The following is a 20,795-nucleotide window of genomic DNA, read 5'->3' on the forward strand; positions in this document are numbered from 1 at the left end:
CCGGAGTCCCCCGCGAACAGCCCCCGGCGCGGCACTGAGGAAGTCTGGGAAAGCGTCTACCGGGTGCGAGACTTGTCCCGGGCGAGCGCGGCGGCGGTGAGCGGATCCTTCAGGTGCTCCAGCTCCGCGGGGAGGAGCCAGTCCACGGGCTCCACCTCGTAGGCCTCCCGAGCGGCGTCATAGCCGAGGATGAGCGCCTTCTCGCCACGCTTGAGCTGATTGTCCTTGTCGCACACCACGTGGAGGAGGAGGCCGGCGCCGCCGTCCTCGAAGGTGGCGTGGCCGAACTTGCCGTTCACGCTGCCGCTGGAGATGACACAGACGCGGCCCAGGAGCGCGGCGCGGCGAGGCGCCTGGTGCACGGCGAACATGGGCCGCAGGGGCCGCACCGCGAGGCCCGCGAGCACCAGCCCCACGACGAGGCACAGCGCGGCGAGCCCACCGCTCACGAGAGCGCTAGGCAGCGCGCCGAGCGCCTCCTTGGCCGGCCGCGCGAACCCGAGCGACAGCAACCAGGAGAGGAACACCACGAAGCTGACGGACACCGTCACGGGCACGCCGCCGAAGCCCAGCACCTCGAGGAAGGAGCTCCCGTGCTCGGCGCTTCCGTCGTGGCCCGCGGCGTGCGCATCCGCGTGAGCGTGAGCGTGAGCGTGGCCATGGCCCTCCAGCGCGCCCTTCAGCCCGCCCTCCACCGCGCCCTTCACGCCGCCCTCGATGGCTCCGGCCTTGGCCCCGAGCGCGAAATCTCCGAGGTCTCCGTCGAGCAGATCGACTCCCACAGCCCCCACGATGACGGTGAGCCAGTAACCGACGACGACACCGAGCGGGATGGTGAAGAGGACGGTCGGGAAGGCGAGGATGGCGGCGAGGAACTCGGTCATCGGGCCTGCAAGCAAGAGGGTGACTGGGACTCTATTCCAGGATTGCTGGATGGGGACAGGGCAGCCCGCCGATTCTGGCCCGCCTGGTCTCCATGCGGGCGAGGCGGGGCTGCGTTGACGGGGTGCGTCCGGCTGCACAGCCATTGCAGAGACGGCGCACGGGGCGCACGTGGGAGCAAGGGCACGGCATGACGCACATCGAGAGACTCCGGGAGAACGGAATCCGCCGGCTCGGGAGCCCCAAGAGCGGCTTTCGCTACAAGCTGGCCAATGGCAGGCCGCTGCCGGCGAAGGAGCGCGAGCGCATCGACGCGCTGAAGCTTCCCCCGGCGTGGACGGACGTGCTCATCAGCCCCTCGGCGACGTCGAAGCTGCAGGCCCTGGGAAAGGACGGCGCGGGGCGGTGGCAGTACCGCTACCACGAGTCCTTCACGAAGCGGCGCGAGGCGGAGAAGTACAGGCGCATCGTGGCCTTCGCGCGCTCCCTGCCGAAATTGCGTCGGAGGGTGGCCGCGGATCTGCGCAAGCCGGGGCTGGGGCGCGACAAGGTGATGGCGTGCCTGCTGCGGATTCTGGGCACGTGCTTCATCCGGGCGGGGAGCCAGCAGTACGCGGACGAGAACCAGAGCTTCGGACTGGCCACGCTGCGGGCGAAGCACGTGAAGGTGAAGGGGGACACGGTCATCTTCGACTTCCCGGGCAAGAGCGGGAAGCAGCAGCACCGCGAGCTGAGGGATCGGCAGGTGGCGCGCATCGTGCGCGAGTGCCTGAAGCTGCCGGGGCGCGATGTCTTCAAGTTCCAGCTGGATGACGGGTTCGTGGTGGACGTGCGGCGGCGCCACATCAACGAGTACATCCAGGAAGTGATGGGGGCGCAGTACAGCGCGAAGGATTTCCGCACGTGGGGCGGGACGCTCATCTGCGCCTGCGCGCTGGCGCGGGCGAAGGAGCGGGTGCGCAAGGCGGCCGAGAAGGACGGGCCGAAGGCCGCGAAGAAGACGATGGTGGCGGCGGTGAAGGAGGTGGCCGAGCACCTGGGGAACACGCCCGCGGTGGCGAGGGACTCGTACATCTACCCGTCGGTGCTGGCGATGTTCGAGAAGGGGCGCGTGGTGGAGCGCTACTTCGACTCGGTGGAGGAGTTGGCGGCGCACGAGAAGCCGGGGCTGCACCGCGCGGAGAAGGCCCTGCTGGAGATGCTCGACGAAGGCAAGCAGGCATGCGAGGGCGGGTGCGCCACGGTGTAGTCCCCTCCTCTTCCAAGCCGCTAAGCTCGGGCGCGTGAGCGAGTACGTCACCCACCGGAGCGCCCTGACGGGGCCGAAGCTGGAGGCCCTGCGAGAGGCCCTGCTCTCGTCGCGCTTCGTGGCGCGCAGCCCGCTGATGGGAACGTTCCAGAGCAGCCGGGGCTTCGCGTTCATCTTCACGGACGTGGGACGGGCGAAGCTCGAGGAGCGCTTCCCCTTTCTCCGGGACTACCTGGCGCTGGCGATGGATCCGGCGAGCTCGCGGGGACTGCTGCCCTGGCGCGAGCGGCTCTTCGGCTCGAAGCAGGAGCGGCGGAGGCCGAACGCCTTCTATCTCAACCTGCTGCTGCTGGAACCCGGGCGGAGCGTGGGCCGGCACATCGACGCCACGCTGCAGGAGCCGAGTGGCGTCCCGGGCGCGACCCCCGAGCACGTGAGCGTGCTCTACCTGAACGTGCCCGAGGGCGCGAAGGGAGGCGCGCTGGTGTTCTCGCGGGGACAGCGGCCCGCGGGCGAGGTGCGCCCGAAGCCGGGGAAGCTGGTGCACTTCCGGGGAGACCTGACGCACGAGGTGCGGCCCTTCACGGGAGGCCCGGAGAACGCGCTGCGGGCGAGCCTCGTGTGCGAGCAGTACGCCTTCGAGCCCGAGGTGCTCGCACGCCTGCCCGAGCTCCGCATCCAGTCCAAGGCGGGCTTCGCGGCGTACCTCGAGGAGCACCGCGCGCGCGGCACGTAGGCGCTGCCCGCGAGCCCCCTACCTCAACCGGGCCGCCAGCGAGCCCAGCTCGCGCGCTCTGTGGCTGTCCGTCCGCGTCACCTGGAGCGCGAGTGCCTCGGCCCTCGCGGCCACCTCCCGCCGCACGTCCGCCGCCAGCTCCGCCTCCACCAGCAACTCGGGCACCTCCGCGAAGCGGCCATGCTCGTCCGCCACGTAGGCCGCGAGCAGTTCCTCCGCCACCGCGCGCGCCGCTCCGGCCACCCGCGAGGCCAGTCCCAGCGTCACCCTCGCCAGCTGCGCGCAGAAGAGCGCCAGCTCATCCTCGTCCGCGACGCTGTCGAACACCCGTGGAAGCGTCCGCACGAAGTATCGGAGCACCGTCACTCCCTCCGCCGGATAGCCCTCGGCGAAGGAGCGGATGTCTCCGAGCAACCGCTCCAGGCGGCCGATGTAGCTGGGGACCTCGCGCCAATCGATGTACCGGACCGACACGGCCTCGTCGATGCTCCGGCGCAGCTGCCGGGACAGGTCCGACTCGGCTCCAGGGGGGCCCTCGGGCCGCGCCAGCAACCGCCGCAGCTCCGGATCCACCAGGAGCCGCTCCACGGCGAAGTCGAGCAACCGCTCGCGGGGCCACGCCTCCAACTGGGCCCGGAGCGCCGCCCGCAGCGCTGGCACTCCTCCGTCCTGGCCATGGGGCTTCCGGTTCATCGGGCCAAACATAAGCAGCCCGACTGCGGAAGTCACCTGCGGGAGCTGACTCCGGAAGTGGCGTCGCCCCGGCGCGAGCGCACGCGAGAACGCGGGAGCCCGGAAACGACAAAGCCCCGCCGACTCATCGTCAGCGGGGCTTCCTCTACGAGTTGCGGGGGCAGGATTTGAACCTGCGACCTTCGGGTTATGAGCCCGACGAGCTACCAGGCTGCTCCACCCCGCGATACCGTTTACGGCTGCTGCTCTATGTCAAACACCAGAGACCCTGTCTATCATTTCCAACAGGGTCTCTGGCCTGTTGAGTTGCGGGGGCAGGATTTGAACCTGCGACCTTCGGGTTATGAGCCCGACGAGCTACCAGGCTGCTCCACCCCGCGGCGAAGTGGGAGGGTAAGTACCGCCCTCCCCCGGGAGCGTCAACTGTTTTTATCGAACGCCCGGAGGCGCGGTTTGCATTCCCCGCGCCTCCGCGTGCGAGCGATTCGGACGCCTTACTTGCCCTGCTTCTGCTTGAACAGATCGGCGAAGGTTCCGAGTCCCTTCTTGCCACCGCCGACCGGCTGCTGGGTCTTGGTCCACGCCTCGACCTCGGCGCGCTCCTCGGCCCGCTCGGCGGCGGTGATGGAGAGGCGAACCTTGCCGGACGCGTCGATATCGACGAGGGCGACCTTGAGCTCCTGACCGAGCGAGAACTTCTTGCGCAGGTCGGTGCCGCGCTCGGTGCCCGTCTCGGCGGCGGGGATGAGGCCCTTGCCGCCCGGGAACACGAGGAACACGCCGTAGGGCTCGATGCGGTCCACCTTGCCCACCACCACCTGGCCCACCTTCGGGCGAGACGCCGCGGGCTCGGCGGGCTTCTTCTCCTGGGCGGCGGCGGCGGCCGGACGCTCTTCGGCGGGGCGCTGGGCCTCCTCCTCGGTGATCCGGCGCAGGCCGATGCGCTTGTCGCTCGGCTCGATCTTCTCCACCTGCACCCAGATCGTCTCTCCCACCTGCACCACGTCGCGCGGGTGCGCGATGCGGCGCTCGGAGAGCGCGGAGATGTGCACCAGGCCGTCCACGCCCGGACGCAGCTCCACGAAGGCGCCGAAGGGCTGCAGCCGCACCACCTTGCCCTGCAGGCGGTCGCCCTCCTTGATCTCCGCGATCGCCGTCTTGAAGGGGTCCTCCTGACGGGCGCGCATGGAGAGCGTGATCCGCTCCTTCTGCTTGGCCTTGTCGGGCGAGTTGGGCTGAGCGGCCTCCATGCGGAGGATCTCCACCTCGACCTCGTCGCCCTGCTTCACCACGTCGCTCGGGTGGGCCACGCGCATGTAGGACATCTCGGAGACGGGAATCATGCCCTCGATTCCGCCCAGGTCCACGAAGGCGCCGAAGTCACGCACGCCGGTGACCTTGCCCTTGACGACCTTGCCCTCGGCGAGCGTCTCGCGCGTCTTCGCGGCCAGCTGCTTCTGCTCGTCCTCGAGCAGCGAGCGGCGCGAGAGCACCACGTTGCGATCCCTCACCTCGGTGACGCGGAACGTGAGCTTCTCGCCGATGAACTGGTCCGGCTTCTCCACGAAGCGGATGTCGAGCTGGCTGATGGGGCAGAAGGCGCGCACGTCGCCGATCGCCACCTCCACGCCGCCCTTGTTCACGGAGAGGACCATGCCCTCCACGGGCATGCCGGAGGCGCGGGCCTCGGCGAGCATGGCCATGTTGGCGCTGCCCTTGGCCAGCGCGCGGCTGAGCAGGATGCCCCGGGCGCCCGCCTCGATGACGTGCGCCTCGATGGTGTCACCCACGCCGTAGCGCAGCACACCCTCGTCGTCCTTGAGCTCGCGCAGCTCGATCATCGCCTCGCTCTTGGCGTTGGACAGCGTCACGAAGGCCGTGTCCGCGCCGAGCTGGAAGATGGTGCCGGAGACCTTCTCGCCGATGCGCACCGAGCGCCGGGCCGGCACGCCGCCGTCCTTCTGCTGCGCCTCGAACATCTCCGCGAAGGACTGCGACTCGGCGACCTCCTCGAAGAGCGCGCTGGGAGCCGGCGCGGGCGTGGGCCTGGGCGTCGGGGCCACCGGAGCGGCCGCCTGCACAGGAGCCTCGGAGGAGGCCTCCGCGGGCTCGGCCGGAGCGGTCGACGCCGCGGGCGGGGTCACCGGACCGCGCGTCTCCACCGCGCCCGAGGCGCGCTTCACCACCACCATGGGGCCCGAGGGACGGCGCTCGCCGCCCTTGCCACCGCGCTCGCCACCACCGCGGCCACCCCGGTCGCCACCACCGCGCGGCGGACGCTCCTCACGCGGAGCGCCCTCGCGGGGAGCAGCCTGCTGGGCCGCACCCTCGGGCTTCGCCGGACGGGCCTCACGCTCGCCGCTCCGCTCACCGCGCGGGCGATCCGAACCGCCGCGGTCCCGGCCACCGCGCTCCTCGCGCTCGCCGCCACGGCCCGCCGGGATGCCGAGCATCACGTCGCCAAAGGTGGCCTTCGGCTTCTTCGGACCGAAACCCCCCGGACCGCCGCCGCCACCAGAACCCACGGAACCGTTCTTGTCGTCGCTCACTGCCAGGACCTTCCTGAACGAAAATCGGAATCCAGCGCCGGGAGACCATGCTCCCCCCGCTGGGGAAAAAGGCGGCGCACTCTATACACGCGCAATGCTCGGACGGAAGACGCATGTCGTCATCTTCCGTCCGGTTCGCCCGGATCCCCTCCATAACGCGACACGTCGGATGTGCCATCCCCCCCCGGTCCCAGGCAGGCACGCCCGCCTGCTCCCGGGTGGAGTCATGGGTCAAACTGGCAACGTTTGGAGGGAGGGGAACCCCTTACCGGGGACGGGGAGCGGATGCCCGGCTAGCGGGCGGGCCTGCGGCGCAGAACCCGTTGGAGGACGGACTTTGCCTCGGGGACACCCAGGGCGCCGGTGATGCCGAAGTAGACGGCCCCGAAGGGCAGCACCACCGCCAGGAACAGGAGGATGGGGTGCAGGTGGGGAGGCGCCAGGAAGCCCCCACCCCACTCGGCCGTGACCCCGGGCATGGGGCCGAGCACGTGCGTCAGCGCCAGTTTGATCCCCAGTCCCGTCAGCCCCGCGGCGACCGCCGCGCCCCACAGCTTGCCCATGCCCTCGGGCAGCCGCAGGTGGCCGATCTTCACGGAGAGCATCCGCCGCAGCATGGTGGACTCGAACCAGGCCATCAGCCCGCCGGAGATGGGGAAGAAGGCGGTGCCCAGGTGGGCCGGCAACCCCAGCAGGCCGGGCAGCTTCAGCGCGAGGAAGTAGGCCAGCGTCGCGTCCATCACCACCCGAAGGGCGGCGAAGCGCAGGGGCGTGCGCGTGTCCTTGAGCGCATAGAAGGCCGAGGCATACAGGCGCCCGAGCGCCGCGCCCACCAGGCCCACCGACGCGCCCATCAGCACGTACCAGAGGAAGCGCGTGTCCGCGGAGGTGAACCGACCCGTCTGGAACAGGCCGCCCGCCACCACGTCGCCGATGAAGAGCAGCGCCATGGCCGAGGGCACCACGAAGAAGGCGATGCGGCGCGAGCTCGCTTCAATCCGGGAGCGCAGCCTGGTGGCCACCGCCTCCCCGGCTCCGGCCGCGCGCGACATCTCCGGCAGCTCGGCCGCGGACACCGCCGCGCCGAAGAGACTCACCGGGATGAGGTAGATGGTCTGCGCGTACGTCAGCGTGGACAGCGCCCGGTCCGCGATGAGCGACGCGTACGAGGTATCGATATAGGCGCTGACCTGCACCACGCCACGCCCGATCACCACCGTGCCGAAGCTGCGCAGCACCTGGCGCACGGACTCGTTGGCGGTGGACAGCGCGGGCCGGAAGTGCCCGAGCACCTTCATCACCGAGGGCACCTGCACGAGGAACTGCAGCGCGCAGCCCGCCACCACGCCATAGGCGAGCACCACCGCGAGCGGCTCCTCGGCCATCCCGCGCATGCCCGCCACCACCAGCGTGGTGATGATGGCCACGTTCCACACCACCGGCGCCAGGTACGACAGGAGGAACTTGCGGTGGCTGTTGAGCACGCCCAGGCACCACGCCGACATCACCAGCATGCCCGTGCCCGGGAAGAGGATGCGCACCAGCCGGATGGCCATGCGCCGCGCCTCACCGTCGAAGCCCGGGGCGATGGTGTCCACGAAGAGCGGCGTGGCCAGCATGCCCACCGCCACCATCACGCCCGTGGCCAGCGCGAGCAGCCCGAACACCGCGCCCGCGACCCGGTCCGCCTCCTTCTCGTCGCCCTTGCCCAGCAGCCCCGCGTACACCGGGATGAACGAGCCGGAGAGCACGCCCTCGCCGAAGAGGTTCTGCAGGAAGTTGGGGATGCGCAGCGCGGCCTTGAACACGGCGGCGGCGACGCCGTTGCCCAGGTAGTGCGCGAAGACGCGCTCGCGCACCAGGCCCACCAGCTTCGAGGCGAGGATGCCCGCCGCGACGAACAGCGCGCCCCCGCTCTTCGCGGAGCCTCGCGGCGGAGAGCCCGCGGGCGGAGCGGGAGGTGTGTCGGAAGCGGGAGAGGCCTCGGGACGTGCGGACGAGACGGTCAAGGGGCTCGCACTCTACGCGGAGCGTTCACCTGCTTGAAGCTTCAAGGCGCTGGCCATGGTTTCCCTTGACGGTCCCCCCTGCGGGCCGCAATGGTCAGCGCTCCCATGGCCGGTCCCCCAGACAACGACCTCTCGACCGATGTGGCGCTCGTCCGCCGCGTGCTGGCGCGTGAGCTGGAGACCATCAACGAGTACGAGGCCCATGCCCGCGCCGCCTCCACCCCGGAGCTGCGCGACTTCTTCCAGCACCTGGCCGCCGAGGAGAAGGAGCACGTCGCCGAGGCCGTGCACATGCTGCGTCTGCTCGATGCTGGACAGGAGGCGCACTTCAACAAGCCCGTGACCGAGGGGCACTTCCAGGGAGCCCTCGAGGGCCGTCCCTCCCCCACTCCGGCCCGGGCTCCCGCCGCCGCGCCCCCGCCTTCCGCGCCCGCCCCCGCCGAGCCCGCCCGTCCCGCGGGCCCTCCGGCGCGTGGCGGACGCAATGGCCCGGCCGCCGAAACGCCTTCCCTGCTTCCCCCCGAGCGCGTCCTGTATGGCGTGCCCGCCCCGCCGCCCAGCCCGGGCGCCCAACCCTTGACCGTCGGCTCGCTGCGGCGCAGCCGCTGAACCCATACCTCCCCTGGAGCTTCCCCATGCCTGACTTCCTTGGACATGCCGAGAACCCGCTGCGCGAGGACGAGTGGGCTCGCCTCAACGAGACGGTGATCCAGGTCGCCCGCCGCTCGCTGGTGGGCCGCCGGATCCTCGACATCTACGGGCCGCTCGGTGCCGGCGTGCAGACCGTGCCCCATGACGAGTACACCGGCGTCACCCCGGGCGCGGTGGACATCGTCGGCGAGCAGGAGACGGCCTCCGTCTTCACCGACGCGCGCAAGTTCAAGACGATCCCCATCATCTACAAGGACTTCCTGCTGCACTGGCGCGACATCGAGGCGGCGCGCCTGCACAACATGCCGCTCGACGTCTCCGCCGCCGCCGGCGCCGCCGCCCTCTGCGCCCAGCAGGAAGACGAGCTCATCTTCTACGGCGACCCCAAGCTCGGCCACGAGGGGCTGATGAACGCCACCGGCCGGCTCACCGTGGGGCTCGGTGACTGGACCACGCCCGGCGCCGGCTACCTCTCCATCGTCGAGGCCACCCGCAAGCTCAACGAGTCCGGCCACTACGGCCCCTATGCCGTGGTGCTCTCGCCCCGCCTGTTCTCGATGCTGCACCGCATCTTCGAGAAGACGGGCGTGCTGGAGATCGAGACCATCCGCCAGCTCGCCGCCGATGGCGTCTTCCAGTCCAACCGGCTGCGCGGTGACTCGGGTGTCGTGGTTTCCACGGGCCGCGAGAACATGGACCTCGCGGTGGCCATGGACATGGTGGCCGCCTACCTGGGCGCCTCGCGGATGAACCACCCCTTCCGGGTGCTCGAGTCGCTCATCCTGCGCATCAAGCACCCCGACTCCATCTGCACCCTGGAATCCCAACAGGCCCGGCTCTAGCCCGGCCGGAGCGCCCGCCAGCACCCCATGGCGAAAATCCTGGTCATCGACGACGAGGCGAACCTCCGCAAGGTGCTCGCCGCCATGCTGCGCCGTGACGGCTTCGACGTCACGGTCGCGGAGAATGGCGAGCAGGGACTCGCCGAGTTCAACAAGAACGGCGCCGACGTCGTGGTGACGGACCTGGTCATGCCCAAGGCCGGCGGCATGGAGGTGCTGCGCTCGGTCAACGCCGCCAACCCCGACGTGCCCGTCATCATCATCACCGCGCACGGCACCGTGGACTCCGCCGTCGAGGCCATCAAGGCCGGCGCCTTCGACTACGTCACCAAGCCCTTCGAGCAGGCGGAGCTCTCGGCCGTCATCGCCAAGGCCACCAAGGCGCACGACATCGCCCAGCGCTCGGTGCGCGCGGACGCCAAGGCCCGCGCCGCCATCATCGGCGAGTCGCCCCAGCTCCACGAGGTCTTCAAGATCATCGACAAGGTGGCGGACACCCCCTCCACCGTCCTCATCACCGGCGAGAGCGGCACGGGCAAGGAGCTCGTCGCCTCGGCGCTGCACGGCGCCTCCAGCCGCCGCGACAAGCCGTTCATCAAGATCAACTGCGCCGCCATCCCGCACAACCTGATCGAGTCCGAGCTCTTCGGCTACGAGCGCGGGGCCTTCACCGGCGCCGTCACCTCCAAGCCCGGCCGCTTCGAGCTGGCCGACGGGGGCACGCTCTTCCTCGACGAGATTGGTGAGATTCCCGTCGAGATGCAGGTGAAGCTGCTGCGCGCGCTGCAGGAGGGCGAGTTCGAGCGCGTGGGCGGCATCAAGACGACGCACGTGGACGTGCGCCTCATCGCCGCCACCAACCGCGACCTGCAGGCGGAGATCGAAGCCGGGCGCTTCCGCAAGGACCTGTACTACCGGCTGGCGGTGGTGCCCCTCGTGCTGCCGCCGCTGCGCGAGCGCCGCGGGGACATCCCCATGCTCGCGGGGCACTTCGTGGAGAAGTACAACCGCAAGCTCAACAAGAAGATCGAGGGCATCGCCGACGACGCCCTGGCGCTGCTGCAGGGCTACAACTGGCCCGGCAACATCCGCGAGCTGGAGAACCTCATCGAGCGCGTGCTGCTCTTCGCGGACGGCCCCTCCATCACCGCCAGGGATCTGCCCGAGCCCGTGCGGCAGGGGTCCCCTTCGGCGCCTGCTCTCTCGGCCGCTCCGCTCGAGGCCTCGACGAGCGAGGGAGGGCTCAAGGACATCGTCCGCATGAAGGCGGCCGAGCTGGAGAAGGACCTCATCACCAAGGCCCTGGAGGAGACAGGCGGCAACGTCACGCGCGCCGCCAAGCTGCTGCAGATCAGCCGCAAGTCCCTCCAGACGAAGATGAAGGAATTCGGCCTGCGTGACACAACCGCCCAGGACGGGCGCGACGAAGCCGCCGACGACTGAATCCCGGTGGAATCACGACGGCGAAATATCGCCGCGAAACCATCGGTTCGGTCCCGGCCACCACCCCTTTTGACTCTGGGAGCCTGAATGCGGCCGCCTCTTCCCACCCTCGGACCACAGCCGAAACGGCGCCCTGCCGGGCCGGTGATGGTCGTCTCCTTGCTGCTCGGCCTGAGCGCCGGAGGCGTGTGGTGGTGGAAGCAGCGACTCGCCTCCGAGACGCCCTCCACCACCCCCGCCGCTCCTGTCGCCACCGCGCCCGCGGCCCCCGGTTCCGAGGCCCCTGGCGCCACCGCCGCGGCCCCTGCCCCGGGTGCCACCGCCGCGGCCCCGGCTCCGGGTGCCACCGCCGCGGCTGCTCCGACGGCCGCCGCTGCCCCCGCCGCCGCGGATCCGCTCAAGGCTTCCGGGCTGTCCCACGCCTCCATCCGCATCGATGGACCGCTCGAGACGGCCATCACCACCGCCGCGGGCCCCTCCGTGGGCCCCGCGCTCGCCCAGGTGGTGACGCGCACGCTCGTGTGGTGGATCGACGTGCCGGGCGACATCCGCCGCGGTGACACGCTCGACGTGCTCTACGAGGTGCGCTCCAACGAGGAGCCCCTCGTGTACGCGGTGCGCTTCACCAGCAACAAGACGGGCCAGACGCACCGCGCCTACCGCTTCCAGGCCGAGGGCGACAAGAACCCCCGCTACTACCTGCCCAGTGGCGAGGAGCTCGAGCTGCGCCTGGAGAACTCGCCCCTGGACGACTACGAGCAGGTGACGTCGCTGCTGCGCGATGGCCGCCGGCACAAGGGCGTGGACTTCAAGACGCCCGTGGGCACCGCGGTGAAGGCGCCCTTCACGGGCATCGTCCGCCGCAAGAACTGGAGCTTCCGCTTCAACGGCAACTGCCTCGACCTCGAGGAGGCCGGTGGCAAGGGCCGTCACGCCCTCATGCTGCACATGGAAGAGCTGCCGCGCTCACTGAAGGTGGGCGATCGGATCGCCGCGGGCACCGTGCTGGGCCGCAGCGGCAACAGCGGCCACTCCTTCGCGCCCCACCTGCACTACCAGCTCGAGGCCGCGGACGAGCGCGTGTTGGATCCCTACGAGAGCCACCGCACCTACCGCCGTTCCTTGGTGCCCTCGCAGCGCGCGGCCTTCGAGGCCGAGATGCGCCGGCAGGACGGACTGCTCGGCACCACGGTCGCGGGCGGTTGAGCCGATCCGTTTATTGACACCCCCGCGAGCGGCGGATAGCGTCCCCCGACAATTTCTCAACATTTCTCGGGGGTTGGGTGGTGTGGGCCGGGCGCCCGAGGGTGTGGTTCCGGAGGTCGGATGTCCAGGCTTCGCGCTGTTGTCGCCGCGCTGACGCTGGGTGCGCCGTTCGTCGCCACCGCGGCGGATATCACCCGGGTCGCTTCGTCCTTCGAGGACGACAAACCGTTCGGGATGTTCATCGATGTGGGCTTCGAGCACTCGCAGCGGCGCGCGAAGATTCTCCGTGAGGTGCTCCCCACGGGCACCTCCACGCAGCCGAGCGACACCCGGCAGCTCGTCCCCGAGCTCTGGTACAGGGGCTACGACACCCGGCTGAACATGGACCTGGCCATCGGGATCTCCCCGGATGTGGAGCTCTCGTTCGGCCTGCCCATCGTCCTGGCGAGGAACGAGAACCTGAACTTCGTCGCGGGGCGCACCGCGGAAAACTCGTCCATCACCACCAACCGCGTCCGCAACGACTGCGCCACGTCGCCGGGCCAGCCCTGTGTGGCCTCGGCCGCGGAGCCGCTCTTCGCCGTGCCGCTGGAGACGTTCCGCGGGGGCCTGGGCAACATGCGCTTCGGGCTGTCGTGGGCCGCCTTCAACCAGCGCAACGACGAGACCAAGCCCACGTGGGTGCTGGGGTTGGACTACGAGGCGCCCACGGCGAAGCAGCTCGACCCGAGCCTGCTGACGGCCTCGGACAACCGGAGCCCCGTCGGGGACCGGGTGCACAAGTACACGCTGTACACGGCGCTCTCGCGGAAGATCGGCCTGGCCGAGCCGTACTTCAAAATCCACTACACCATTCCGGTGCGGGGCCCGGGCTACTACTCCAACTGCGACAGCCGCAACGTGGAGCCGCAGAACCTCGGCCGGCCGGAGAACTGCGGCATCGACGGGTGGGATCGCAAGACGACGGGCATCCAGCCGGCGCACGTGGCCGGGGTGACGTTCGGCACCGAGTTGCAGGCGATCGACACGCCCCGGCGCAAGATCAAGTTGGACCTGCGCGCCCTCACCCAGTACGTGTCCGAGGGCCGCTACTACAACGAGCTGAGCGGCGCGCTGCGCAAGCTGCTCTACACGGGGGACTACCTGCAGTTCGGCGGCCAGTTCGGCCTGACGCTGCAGCTCTCCGACGTGTTGTCCGTCCGGGGCTCGGGGATGATGCTCTACAACACGGACCACGTCCTCACCGACGAGAAGATCGGCAAGGACATGGACGGCAACGGCACGGTGGACATCTCGGCCAACCCGGGGGAGCTCAACCCCAACTTCGACTACCGCACGGACTTCGTCTCGCGGCGCTTCTACGCCTCCGAGAGCAAGGACTTCCGCCTGGACGTCACCGCCACCCTGAGCTTCTAGGGTGGCGCACGGTGGCCGGGCTCACCGCTTCTTGAGCCCGAGCCCCAAGCGGTACACGTCCTGACCGGACCAACCGGCGCGGCGGGCCAGCTCGGTGCTGAGCACCTTGAGCTTCTCGCCGCGCCCCAGTCCCTCCTCCAGCGCGCGCCGCAGCTCGTCCTCGGACCAGCGGTGCTCGCCGGTGCGGCCCTCCACCAGCACCACCACCTCGCCCCGGGGCTCCTCGGAGGCGTAACGCCCGGCCAGCTCGCTCAGCGAGCCGCGCACGAACTCCTCGTGCACCTTGGTGAGCTCCCGCGCCACCACCGCGCGCCGCTCTCCCAGCACGTCCTTCAGGTCCACCAGCGTCTCGGCCAGTCGGCGCGGGGACTCGTAGAGGGCGATGGTGGCGGACAGCGGGGCCACCTCCTCCAGCATGGCCTGGCGCTCGGGGCCCTTGCGCGGCAGGAAGCCGAGGAAGTGGAAGCGCGCGGTGGGCAGCCCCGAGGCGCTCAAGGCCGCCACCAGCGCCGTGGGCCCCGGCACGGGCACCACCTTCACCCCGCGCTGGAGCGCCTCGGCCACCAGCTTCTCACCGGGGTCGCTGATGCCGGGACTGCCCGCGTCCGTCACCAGGGCGCAGTCCTCGCCGGCCTCGAGCCGGTCCAGGATGCGGCCGGCGCGCTGGCCCTCGGCGAAGGCGGGCAGGCTCACCGTGTCCGCGGCGATGCCGAAGTGGTCCAACAGCACGCGAGAGTGGCGCGTGTCCTCGCAGGCCACGAAGGACACCTGCCGCAGCGTCTCCAGGGCTCGCGTGGAGATGTCCCCGAGGTTCCCGATGGGCGTGGCCACCAGGTAGAGCGTCCCAGCCATTCGTGCCTCACATGCCGGCGTCGAAGGCGCCCGGCAGGTGCTCCACCGTCGCGCGCTCGCCGCGGCCCACCACCGAGATGACGTCGAAGCGCAGCATCTTGTCCCGCAGCCGGTGGGCCACCAGGAAGTGCAGCGCGGCCTTCACGACTTTGCGCTGCTTGGCGAAGGACACCGTGTGCGCGGGGTCTCCCCACACGGCCGTGGAGCGCATGCGCACCTCCACGAAACAGACGGTGTCCCCGCGCTCGGCCACCACGTCCAGCTCCCCGTGGCGGCACGAGTAGTTGCGCGCGTGCACCCGGTAGCCCCGCCCCTCCAGGAATCGCACCGCCGCCTCCTCGCCCTCGTCCCCGTACTCCTTGCGATCCACCTCCGCCCCTCGCCGTCCCAACCCACCCCTCCCCGGGCCCCCGGCACGGAGGCCCTCTCGCTACAGGGTGACAGTCCCGTCCGACATCGGCGGGAAGCTGGCGAGCGGGGTGACGTGCAGCACCTGCGTGAGCGTGCCCAGGTGCTTGAACATGCGCCCGAGCAGCGGCAGCCGGGCCTCGTCCACGCCCACCAGCGCGTCCTCCACCAGCAGCGGCAGCTTCACCCGGGGGCTCACCTTCTCCACCACCGTCAGCCGCAGGCTGAGGAAGAAGAGGTCCACCTCGCGCGGAGGCAGCTCGCCCACGGGGATGCGTCGGCCCGAGGCGCCCACCACCATCGTCCGCCCCTCCTTGTCCCATTCCACGCCCACGTAGCGGCGCTCGGTGAGCGCGCTGAAGTACTGCACGCAGCGGTCGCGCAGCATGCCCACGACGGAGGACAGGTCCGTGGCGAGCAGATCCGCCGCCAGGCCGATCACCATCGGCGAGGGATCCTCCAGCGCCTCCATTCCAGCGGCCTCGGCGCCGGGCATCACCCCCATGGCGGCCAGCTGCGGATTGCGGGCGAACGCGATGGACTCCTTGAGCCGGAGGAGCTCCCGCTCCACCTCGCGCACGTCGCGCACGAAGTTGCCCTTCTCGGCGATCTTCGCGTTGAGCAGCTCGATCTGCTGGCGGAGCACCGGGAGCTGCTGGGCGGCCTCGACGAACTCCGGATGATTCTCCATGGAGAGAAGCTCGGCGCGCAGCCGGGCCACCTCGGCCCCGAGCTGCTCGCGGCGCTGCAGGCGGGGGGCGATCTCCCGGGGCGTGTCCACGTCGAACACTTCCAGCGCCTTGCGCACCGGCCCGGCCTCGGCCTCGAACTCCTCGAGGATCTTCTTCTCGCGCGCGGCGAACTGCTCGCCCCGGCGGCTCAGCCGGTCCTTCTCCTGGAGCTCGTCCACGTAGCGCAGGGCGAGCACCGCGGCGAAGCCGAACGCGGGGATGTCCAGCAAGCCCACGTAGCGGGCCGCGTTGGTGAAGAAGAAGCTGGCGATGAAGCTCACCACGCCCGCGGCCACGGCGATCCAGAAGTTCTGGTTGCGCACCAGGGGCTGCACGTCCGGCAGCCGCTGCGCCTGCTCCTCGGCCACCTCGCGGTCCGAGTTGAGACGCGCGAGCGCCTCGTCACGCCGGGCGAGCGTGCGCGGGTAGCGCTCCGCGCGGGCCACGATGTCCTGGGGCAGGCCCATGGACTCGGGCGTGGGCTCGGTGTTCCAGGCCGCCTCGGCCTCGCGCACCTTCGCTTTCATGCCGTCGGTGCCGCGCAGCTTCGACTCGAGGTCGAACACCTGGGAGTTGAGCCCGTCCACCTCGAACTGGAGGTTGTCGACCTCCTTGCAGAACAGGAGCTCCTTCTCGAGCTCGCGCAGCTTCGCCTCGGCGGCGGGGATGTCCGAGACGGGCATCACCGTCTGCAGGCCGCCGAGCCCCGTGCCGGAGACCGCCATGCCCGGGGACGACGCGGGCATGCCGGGCGACGAGGCCGTGCGCAGCGCGGGCATTCCGGGAGAGGAGCCCATGCCGGGAGCCGTGCCCCTGCGCAGCCCCGAGATCGAGGCCTGGCCACCGCCGCGGGGCTTGCGCGAGGGCAGCTGCGCGGCCTGGAGGCAGAAGAGCTGCTCGAAGGTGGTGCGGGGCGGAAGGCCGGCCTGGCCGCGGAGGAACTGGTTGGCCTCGGCGGTGTCCTGCGTCACCAGCTCCGGCTGCTTCGTGGCGGGATTGAGCCGGTGCAGCGAGCCACCGCCACCCAGCTCACGCAGGATGCGGTAGGTGACGGAGTCCTGCCCCACGAAGGTGAGCGCGGCCTTGGCCGGCTTCTGCGTGGAGGCGGCGAGGGACGCATCCCCACCGCGCCCATCCGCGTAGAGCAGCGCGAGCGACAGCGTCGCCAGCGGGCTCATATCCGCGGGGGGATTGAGCACCAGATACCCAGGCTTCAGGGCGAAACGGCCCGCCGGGGAGAACCCGCGGACGTTCTGGACGGCAACCTCGACGAAGTGCATGCGCTCCCCATTCTAGCGCGCATGGGCATGAAAAAAGGGAGCGTCCTCGAAAGGAACGCTCCCCGGAACCAGCACCAGCCCCAGAGGGCTGGCGAGGGCTCAAGCGTTGGCCTTGCCCGCGGCGGCGTGGTGGCTCGCGGCGGCGCGGCGCATCTCCGCGTCCTCCATCGTCTCCACGCGGGAGGCCTTGCCCTTGAGGGCGCGGAGGTAGAACAGGCGGTTGCGGTTCACGTTACCGCGGCTCAGGACCTCGATCTTCTCGTAGCGGGGGCTGTGTATCGGGAAGATGCGCTCCACGCCCACGCCGAAGGAGACCTTGCGGACGGTGAAGGAGGCGCGGTTGTGGCCCTTCTTCTTGCGGATGACGGTGCCCTCGAACGCCTGCACGCGCTCCTTGTCGCCTTCCTTGATCTTCCAGTGGACGCGAACGGAATCACCGGTACGGAACTCGGTGATGTCCTTGCGAAGGTTCTTGGCCTCCACGTACTCGATAGCGCTGCGACGCATGACTTGACTCCAGTAATCCCGTGAAGCTCGGACTCGGGGTACGAAACTTGAGAGCGGGCCGTACTACCAGAGAGCCGGGGGTCGGACAAGCCCGCAGAACACCGACCCCAGGCCCAAAAACCATCGGAGGGGTTACAACTCCTCCTCTTTCTTCGCCAACAGCTTCGTGTCCGCCTTGCCGAGCTCCAGGCGGGCGTACAGGTCCGGGCGCCGTTCCCGGGTGAGTTGCAGGGCCTTCCAGCGGCGCCAGCGGGCAATCCGCGCGTGGTCTCCGGACTGGAGGGCGGCGGGCACCTCGGCGCCGCGGAAGACGGGGGGCCGGGTGTAGTGGGGGTGCTCCAGGAGGCCTTCCTCGAAGCTCTCGGTGACACTGGAGGTCTCGTTGCCCAGCACTCCGGGCAACAGCCGGGCCACGGCGTCCACCACGGCCAGGGCGGCCACCTCGCCCCCGGTGAGGATGAAGTCCCCCAGGGACACCTCCCCGTCCAGGTAGGGCATGACGCGCTCGTCCACGCCCTCGTAGCGGCCGCAGACGAGGATCAGCCCGGGCTCCTTCGCCAGCTCGCGCGCCTTCGCCTGGGTGAAGGCGGGGCCGCGGGGGCTCATCAGCAGCACCTTGGCGCCAGCAGGAGCACGGGCGCGGGCGGCCTCGATGGCGGCCACCAGGGGCTCGGGCTTCATCACCATGCCGGCGCCGCCCCCATAGGGCGTGTCGTCGGTGACGCGGTGCTTGCCCTCGGCGAAGTCCCGCACGTAGGTGACGGTGACGCCGAGCAGCCCCTTCTCCCGGGCCTTCCCGAGGATGCTCGCCCCGAGGTAGCTCGAGACGCTGTCCGGGAACAGGGTGATGACCTCCACGGCGTACATCAGCCCTCGCCCTCCTCCCCGTCCTTGCCTTCCCCGCCCTGCTCGCCGCCGGTCTCGAGGTACTCCGGAGGCTTCACCACGAGGCGCCCGCCGGGGATGTCCACGGTGGAGACGAAGTCGTCGGCGAAGGGCACCACCAGCTCTTCCCTGCCCTCGGCGCGGATGACGAGGTTGGGCACCTCGCCGGTGGCCCAGAGCTCCTCCACGCGGCCGAGCACGTTGCCGGCCTCGTCCACGGCGGTGAGCCCCACCAGGTCGCCCTGGAAGTACTCGTCCTCGGCGGGAGGCTCGAGGTCCTCGCGGAAGGCCAGCACGGTGGCTCCCACGAGCGCCTCGGCGGCGGTGCGGCCGTCCACGTCCTCGAAGACGACGAGCATCTCCTTGGGGGTGGGGCGCACGGACTCGATCCGCAGGACGCGCTCCTGGCCGGAACGCGGACGCACGAGCACCCGCTCGACGTAATCGAGCGTCTCGGACTCGGGGTCGAAGGGGCGGATGGCCACTTCGCCCTGGAGACCGTGGGCGCGGGCCACGTAGCCCAGCTCGAGGTGCGGTTTGAGGTTCACTGGCCTTCGGGGGCGGTGGTGGACGCGGGGGTCGGCTGGCGCCGGTCGTCCTGGATTTCCAGGCGGACCTTCTGGCCCTGCTTCTGGGCCGCGGCGCCGAGCAACGTCCGGAGGGCACCCACGGTGCGCCCATCACGGCCGATGACCTTGCCCACGTCCTCGGGGGCGACCTTCAGCTCATAGAGCCGGGCCCCCTCCACGTCGGACGCGCGCAGGCTCACCTGGTCCGGTGAATCGACCAGGGCCCGCGCGAGATAGATGATGAGTTGCTCCACGCGGTCCGCTCAGCCGGAGAAACTAGGCCTTGGGCGTGGCGGCGGCGGCGGCGCGCTTGTGACGCTTGATGAGCTCGCCCACCGTCTCGGACGGGGTCGCGCCGGACTTCAGCCAGTACTCCAGGCGGTCCGCGTCGAACTCGACCTTGGCCGGGTTGAGGTTCGGATCGTAGGCGCCCACGGCCTCGATGAACTTGCCATCCCGGGGGTTACGGGAGTCGGTGGCCACCACGTGGTAGTACGGCTTCTTCTTGGCGCCCGCGCGGGCAAGACGGAGAACAACGGCCATTTCTGATGCTCCAGGTGAAAACTGAAGGTGAGACGAAGGTGATCAGCTTGGAGGGGGGCGCTCTTAACGCCCCGCGAAGCGGATTGTCAAGGAAGCTCGGGGCTTTGGGGCGATTCTGACGCGTTTTCCCCACCCCGGTTGGCCAGCTGGCCACACGCTCCGGCGATATCCCGGCCCCGGTTCTGCCGGATGAAGGCCGCCACGTGGCCCTCGCACAGCAGCTCCCGGAAGCGCTCGGCCCGCTCGTCCATGGTCGTCTTGAAGCCCAGCCCCGGGTTCTCGTTGTAGGGGATGAGGTTGACCTTGGCGGGGATGTCCTTGAGCAGCTCGATGAGGCGCCAGGCGTCCTCGTCGCTGTCGTTGAAGTCGCGCAAGAGGACGTACTCGAAGGTGATGCGGCGGCCCTGGCGCAGGGGGAACTTGCGGCAGGCGTCCAGCAGCGCCGCGATGTTCCACTTGCGGTTGACGGGCATCGTCTTGGAGCGCTGCTCGTCGGTGCTGGCGTTGAGCGAGATGGCCAGCTTCACGTCCGTCTCCTGGCCGAAGCGCTCGATCATCGGCACCAGGCCCACCGTGGAGACGGTGATGTGGCGGTGGCTGAAGTTGGGCCCGTCCTCGGACTGGAGGATGGAGAGGGCCGTCTTCAGGTTCTCGAAGTTGTGCAGGGGCTCGCCCATGCCCATGAAGACCAGGTTGGAGAGCGGGCGCAAGGTCTCCAGGTGCTCGTTCTTGCGCACCTCGCGGTTGACCGCGTGCACCTGGGCGACGATCTCCCCGGGGGTGAGGTTGCGCTTGAGGCCCAGGGTGCCCGTCATGCAGAAGCTGCACGCCATGGCGCAGCCCACCTGGGTGGACACGCACAGCGTCTTGCGGTCCTCCGAGGGCATGTAGACGGACTCGATGTAGCGGCCGTCGCGGGTCTTCCAGCGGTACTTGATGGTGCCATCCACCGAGCGCTGCTCGGCGTCCTTCACCAGGGGGACGATCTCCGCGCGCTGCTTGAGCTTCTCGCGCAGGGCCTTGGAGAGGTCCGTCATCTCGTCGAACGAGGTGGCGCCGCGCTGGTGGAGCCACCGGTACAGCTGGCTGGCGCGGAACGAGCGCTCACCGAGCTGCTCGGTGAAGAAGCGGGTGAGGCCCTCCAGCGTGAGGCTGGAGACCTCCACGAGCTTGGCGGGCGCGGGGGCCGGCTCGGGCGCGGGCGGGGCCGCCTGGAGCTCGGCGATCGCGGCGGGGATGTTGGAGGACTCGGGCTGCATCGTCATGGTTCCAACGGGGGGAAGGACGGTGTCCCTTCCCACAAGAGAGGACGCGGAGTCAAAGGAGGGCTCGTTCCCTCCCCTG

General features: G+C 70.1%; 20 protein-coding genes and 2 tRNA genes. 7 read left to right on the forward strand and 15 right to left on the reverse strand.

From position 1 onward, the window contains the following. Positions 1 to 56 precede the first annotated feature (56 nt). Positions 57 to 884: a hypothetical protein gene (locus tag ACJ8AN_RS30060; RefSeq protein WP_407758954.1), complete on the reverse strand. Its 828-nt coding sequence runs from the start codon at positions 882 to 884 to the stop codon at positions 57 to 59. A gap of 188 nt (positions 885 to 1,072) precedes the next feature. On the opposite strand from ACJ8AN_RS30060, the gene ACJ8AN_RS30065 reads away from it, so the two are divergent. Further along, positions 1,073 to 2,131 (forward strand): DNA topoisomerase IB, encoded by a 1,059-nt coding sequence (locus ACJ8AN_RS30065; protein ID WP_407758955.1) that lies wholly within the window; start codon positions 1,073 to 1,075, stop codon positions 2,129 to 2,131. Between the two features lie 34 nt (positions 2,132 to 2,165). After that, positions 2,166 to 2,867: a 2OG-Fe(II) oxygenase gene (locus ACJ8AN_RS30070; protein WP_407758956.1), complete on the forward strand. Its 702-nt coding sequence runs from the start codon at positions 2,166 to 2,168 to the stop codon at positions 2,865 to 2,867. Positions 2,868 to 2,885: 18 nt separating this feature from the next. On the opposite strand, the gene ACJ8AN_RS30075 is transcribed toward ACJ8AN_RS30070, so the two are convergent. The 5 genes from ACJ8AN_RS30075 to murJ all read right to left on the reverse strand — a co-directional run bounded on the left by ACJ8AN_RS30075 (position 2,886) and on the right by murJ (position 8,118). Next, positions 2,886 to 3,560, reverse strand: a complete 675-nt coding sequence (locus ACJ8AN_RS30075) for a hypothetical protein (protein WP_407758957.1) — start codon at positions 3,558 to 3,560, stop codon at positions 2,886 to 2,888. A 152-nt stretch (positions 3,561 to 3,712) separates the two neighbouring features. Continuing rightward, a tRNA-Met gene (locus ACJ8AN_RS30080) sits at positions 3,713 to 3,786 on the reverse strand. 80 nt (positions 3,787 to 3,866) lie between these two features. Next, positions 3,867 to 3,940: transfer RNA gene (locus ACJ8AN_RS30085), tRNA-Met, on the reverse strand. 114 nt (positions 3,941 to 4,054) lie between these two features. Continuing rightward, positions 4,055 to 6,109 carry a S1 RNA-binding domain-containing protein gene (locus ACJ8AN_RS30090; RefSeq protein WP_407758958.1) on the reverse strand — a complete coding sequence of 685 codons (2,055 nt, stop codon included), beginning with the start codon at positions 6,107 to 6,109 and terminating at the stop codon, positions 4,055 to 4,057. A gap of 293 nt (positions 6,110 to 6,402) precedes the next feature. Beyond that, positions 6,403 to 8,118: a murein biosynthesis integral membrane protein MurJ gene (murJ, locus tag ACJ8AN_RS30095; RefSeq protein WP_407758959.1), complete on the reverse strand. Its 1,716-nt coding sequence runs from the start codon at positions 8,116 to 8,118 to the stop codon at positions 6,403 to 6,405. A 105-nt stretch (positions 8,119 to 8,223) separates the two neighbouring features. Between murJ and ACJ8AN_RS30100 the strand changes: the two genes are divergently transcribed. The 5 genes from ACJ8AN_RS30100 to ACJ8AN_RS30120 all read left to right on the forward strand — a co-directional run bounded on the left by ACJ8AN_RS30100 (position 8,224) and on the right by ACJ8AN_RS30120 (position 13,676). Continuing rightward, positions 8,224 to 8,727 carry a ferritin gene (locus ACJ8AN_RS30100; RefSeq protein WP_407758960.1) on the forward strand — a complete coding sequence of 168 codons (504 nt, stop codon included), beginning with the start codon at positions 8,224 to 8,226 and terminating at the stop codon, positions 8,725 to 8,727. 26 nt (positions 8,728 to 8,753) lie between these two features. Then, the gene (locus tag ACJ8AN_RS30105; RefSeq protein WP_407758961.1) at positions 8,754 to 9,611 is read left to right on the forward strand and encodes a family 1 encapsulin nanocompartment shell protein; all 858 of its coding nucleotides are present in this window, start codon (positions 8,754 to 8,756) and stop codon (positions 9,609 to 9,611) included. Between the two features lie 27 nt (positions 9,612 to 9,638). Continuing rightward, positions 9,639 to 11,054: a sigma-54-dependent transcriptional regulator gene (locus ACJ8AN_RS30110; protein WP_407758962.1), complete on the forward strand. Its 1,416-nt coding sequence runs from the start codon at positions 9,639 to 9,641 to the stop codon at positions 11,052 to 11,054. Positions 11,055 to 11,201: 147 nt separating this feature from the next. Beyond that, the gene (locus ACJ8AN_RS30115) at positions 11,202 to 12,260 is read left to right on the forward strand and encodes a M23 family metallopeptidase (RefSeq protein WP_407758963.1); all 1,059 of its coding nucleotides are present in this window, start codon (positions 11,202 to 11,204) and stop codon (positions 12,258 to 12,260) included. A 120-nt stretch (positions 12,261 to 12,380) separates the two neighbouring features. Continuing rightward, complete coding sequence (locus ACJ8AN_RS30120; RefSeq protein ID WP_407758964.1) at positions 12,381 to 13,676, forward strand: hypothetical protein; 1,296 nt, start codon at positions 12,381 to 12,383, stop codon at positions 13,674 to 13,676. A gap of 21 nt (positions 13,677 to 13,697) precedes the next feature. Here the strand turns inward: ACJ8AN_RS30120 and rsmI are convergent, their stop codons facing one another. The 9 genes from rsmI to rlmN all read right to left on the reverse strand — a co-directional run bounded on the left by rsmI (position 13,698) and on the right by rlmN (position 20,710). Further along, the gene (gene rsmI, locus ACJ8AN_RS30125) at positions 13,698 to 14,528 is read right to left on the reverse strand and encodes a 16S rRNA (cytidine(1402)-2'-O)-methyltransferase (protein ID WP_407758965.1); all 831 of its coding nucleotides are present in this window, start codon (positions 14,526 to 14,528) and stop codon (positions 13,698 to 13,700) included. Between the two features lie 7 nt (positions 14,529 to 14,535). Then, complete coding sequence (locus ACJ8AN_RS30130; protein ID WP_407758966.1) at positions 14,536 to 14,898, reverse strand: YraN family protein; 363 nt, start codon at positions 14,896 to 14,898, stop codon at positions 14,536 to 14,538. A gap of 60 nt (positions 14,899 to 14,958) precedes the next feature. Further along, complete coding sequence (locus tag ACJ8AN_RS30135; protein ID WP_407758967.1) at positions 14,959 to 16,947, reverse strand: ATP-binding protein; 1,989 nt, start codon at positions 16,945 to 16,947, stop codon at positions 14,959 to 14,961. A gap of 99 nt (positions 16,948 to 17,046) precedes the next feature. Next, positions 17,047 to 17,454, reverse strand: coding sequence for a 50S ribosomal protein L19 (gene rplS, locus ACJ8AN_RS30140; protein ID WP_407758968.1), 408 nt, complete (start codon positions 17,452 to 17,454; stop codon positions 17,047 to 17,049). A gap of 132 nt (positions 17,455 to 17,586) precedes the next feature. Next, on the reverse strand, positions 17,587 to 18,321 hold the full coding sequence (trmD, locus tag ACJ8AN_RS30145; protein WP_407758969.1) for a tRNA (guanosine(37)-N1)-methyltransferase TrmD: 735 nt from the start codon (positions 18,319 to 18,321) through the stop codon (positions 17,587 to 17,589). Further along, positions 18,321 to 18,887, reverse strand: a complete 567-nt coding sequence (gene rimM / locus ACJ8AN_RS30150; RefSeq protein WP_407758970.1) for a ribosome maturation factor RimM — start codon at positions 18,885 to 18,887, stop codon at positions 18,321 to 18,323. The genes trmD and rimM overlap by 1 nt, the downstream gene beginning before the upstream one ends. Continuing rightward, a complete protein-coding gene (locus ACJ8AN_RS30155; protein WP_407758971.1) occupies positions 18,884 to 19,162 on the reverse strand; it encodes a KH domain-containing protein in 279 nt (92 codons plus the stop codon). The genes rimM and ACJ8AN_RS30155 overlap by 4 nt, the downstream gene beginning before the upstream one ends. A gap of 22 nt (positions 19,163 to 19,184) precedes the next feature. Next, positions 19,185 to 19,451: a 30S ribosomal protein S16 gene (gene rpsP, locus ACJ8AN_RS30160; RefSeq protein WP_407758972.1), complete on the reverse strand. Its 267-nt coding sequence runs from the start codon at positions 19,449 to 19,451 to the stop codon at positions 19,185 to 19,187. A gap of 86 nt (positions 19,452 to 19,537) precedes the next feature. Further along, positions 19,538 to 20,710, reverse strand: a complete 1,173-nt coding sequence (rlmN, locus tag ACJ8AN_RS30165; RefSeq protein ID WP_407759035.1) for a 23S rRNA (adenine(2503)-C(2))-methyltransferase RlmN — start codon at positions 20,708 to 20,710, stop codon at positions 19,538 to 19,540. Between the last annotated feature and the right edge of the window lie 85 nt (positions 20,711 to 20,795).

The organism is Archangium sp. (genome assembly GCF_045802675.1).
Classification (GTDB): domain Bacteria; phylum Myxococcota; class Myxococcia; order Myxococcales; family Myxococcaceae; genus Archangium.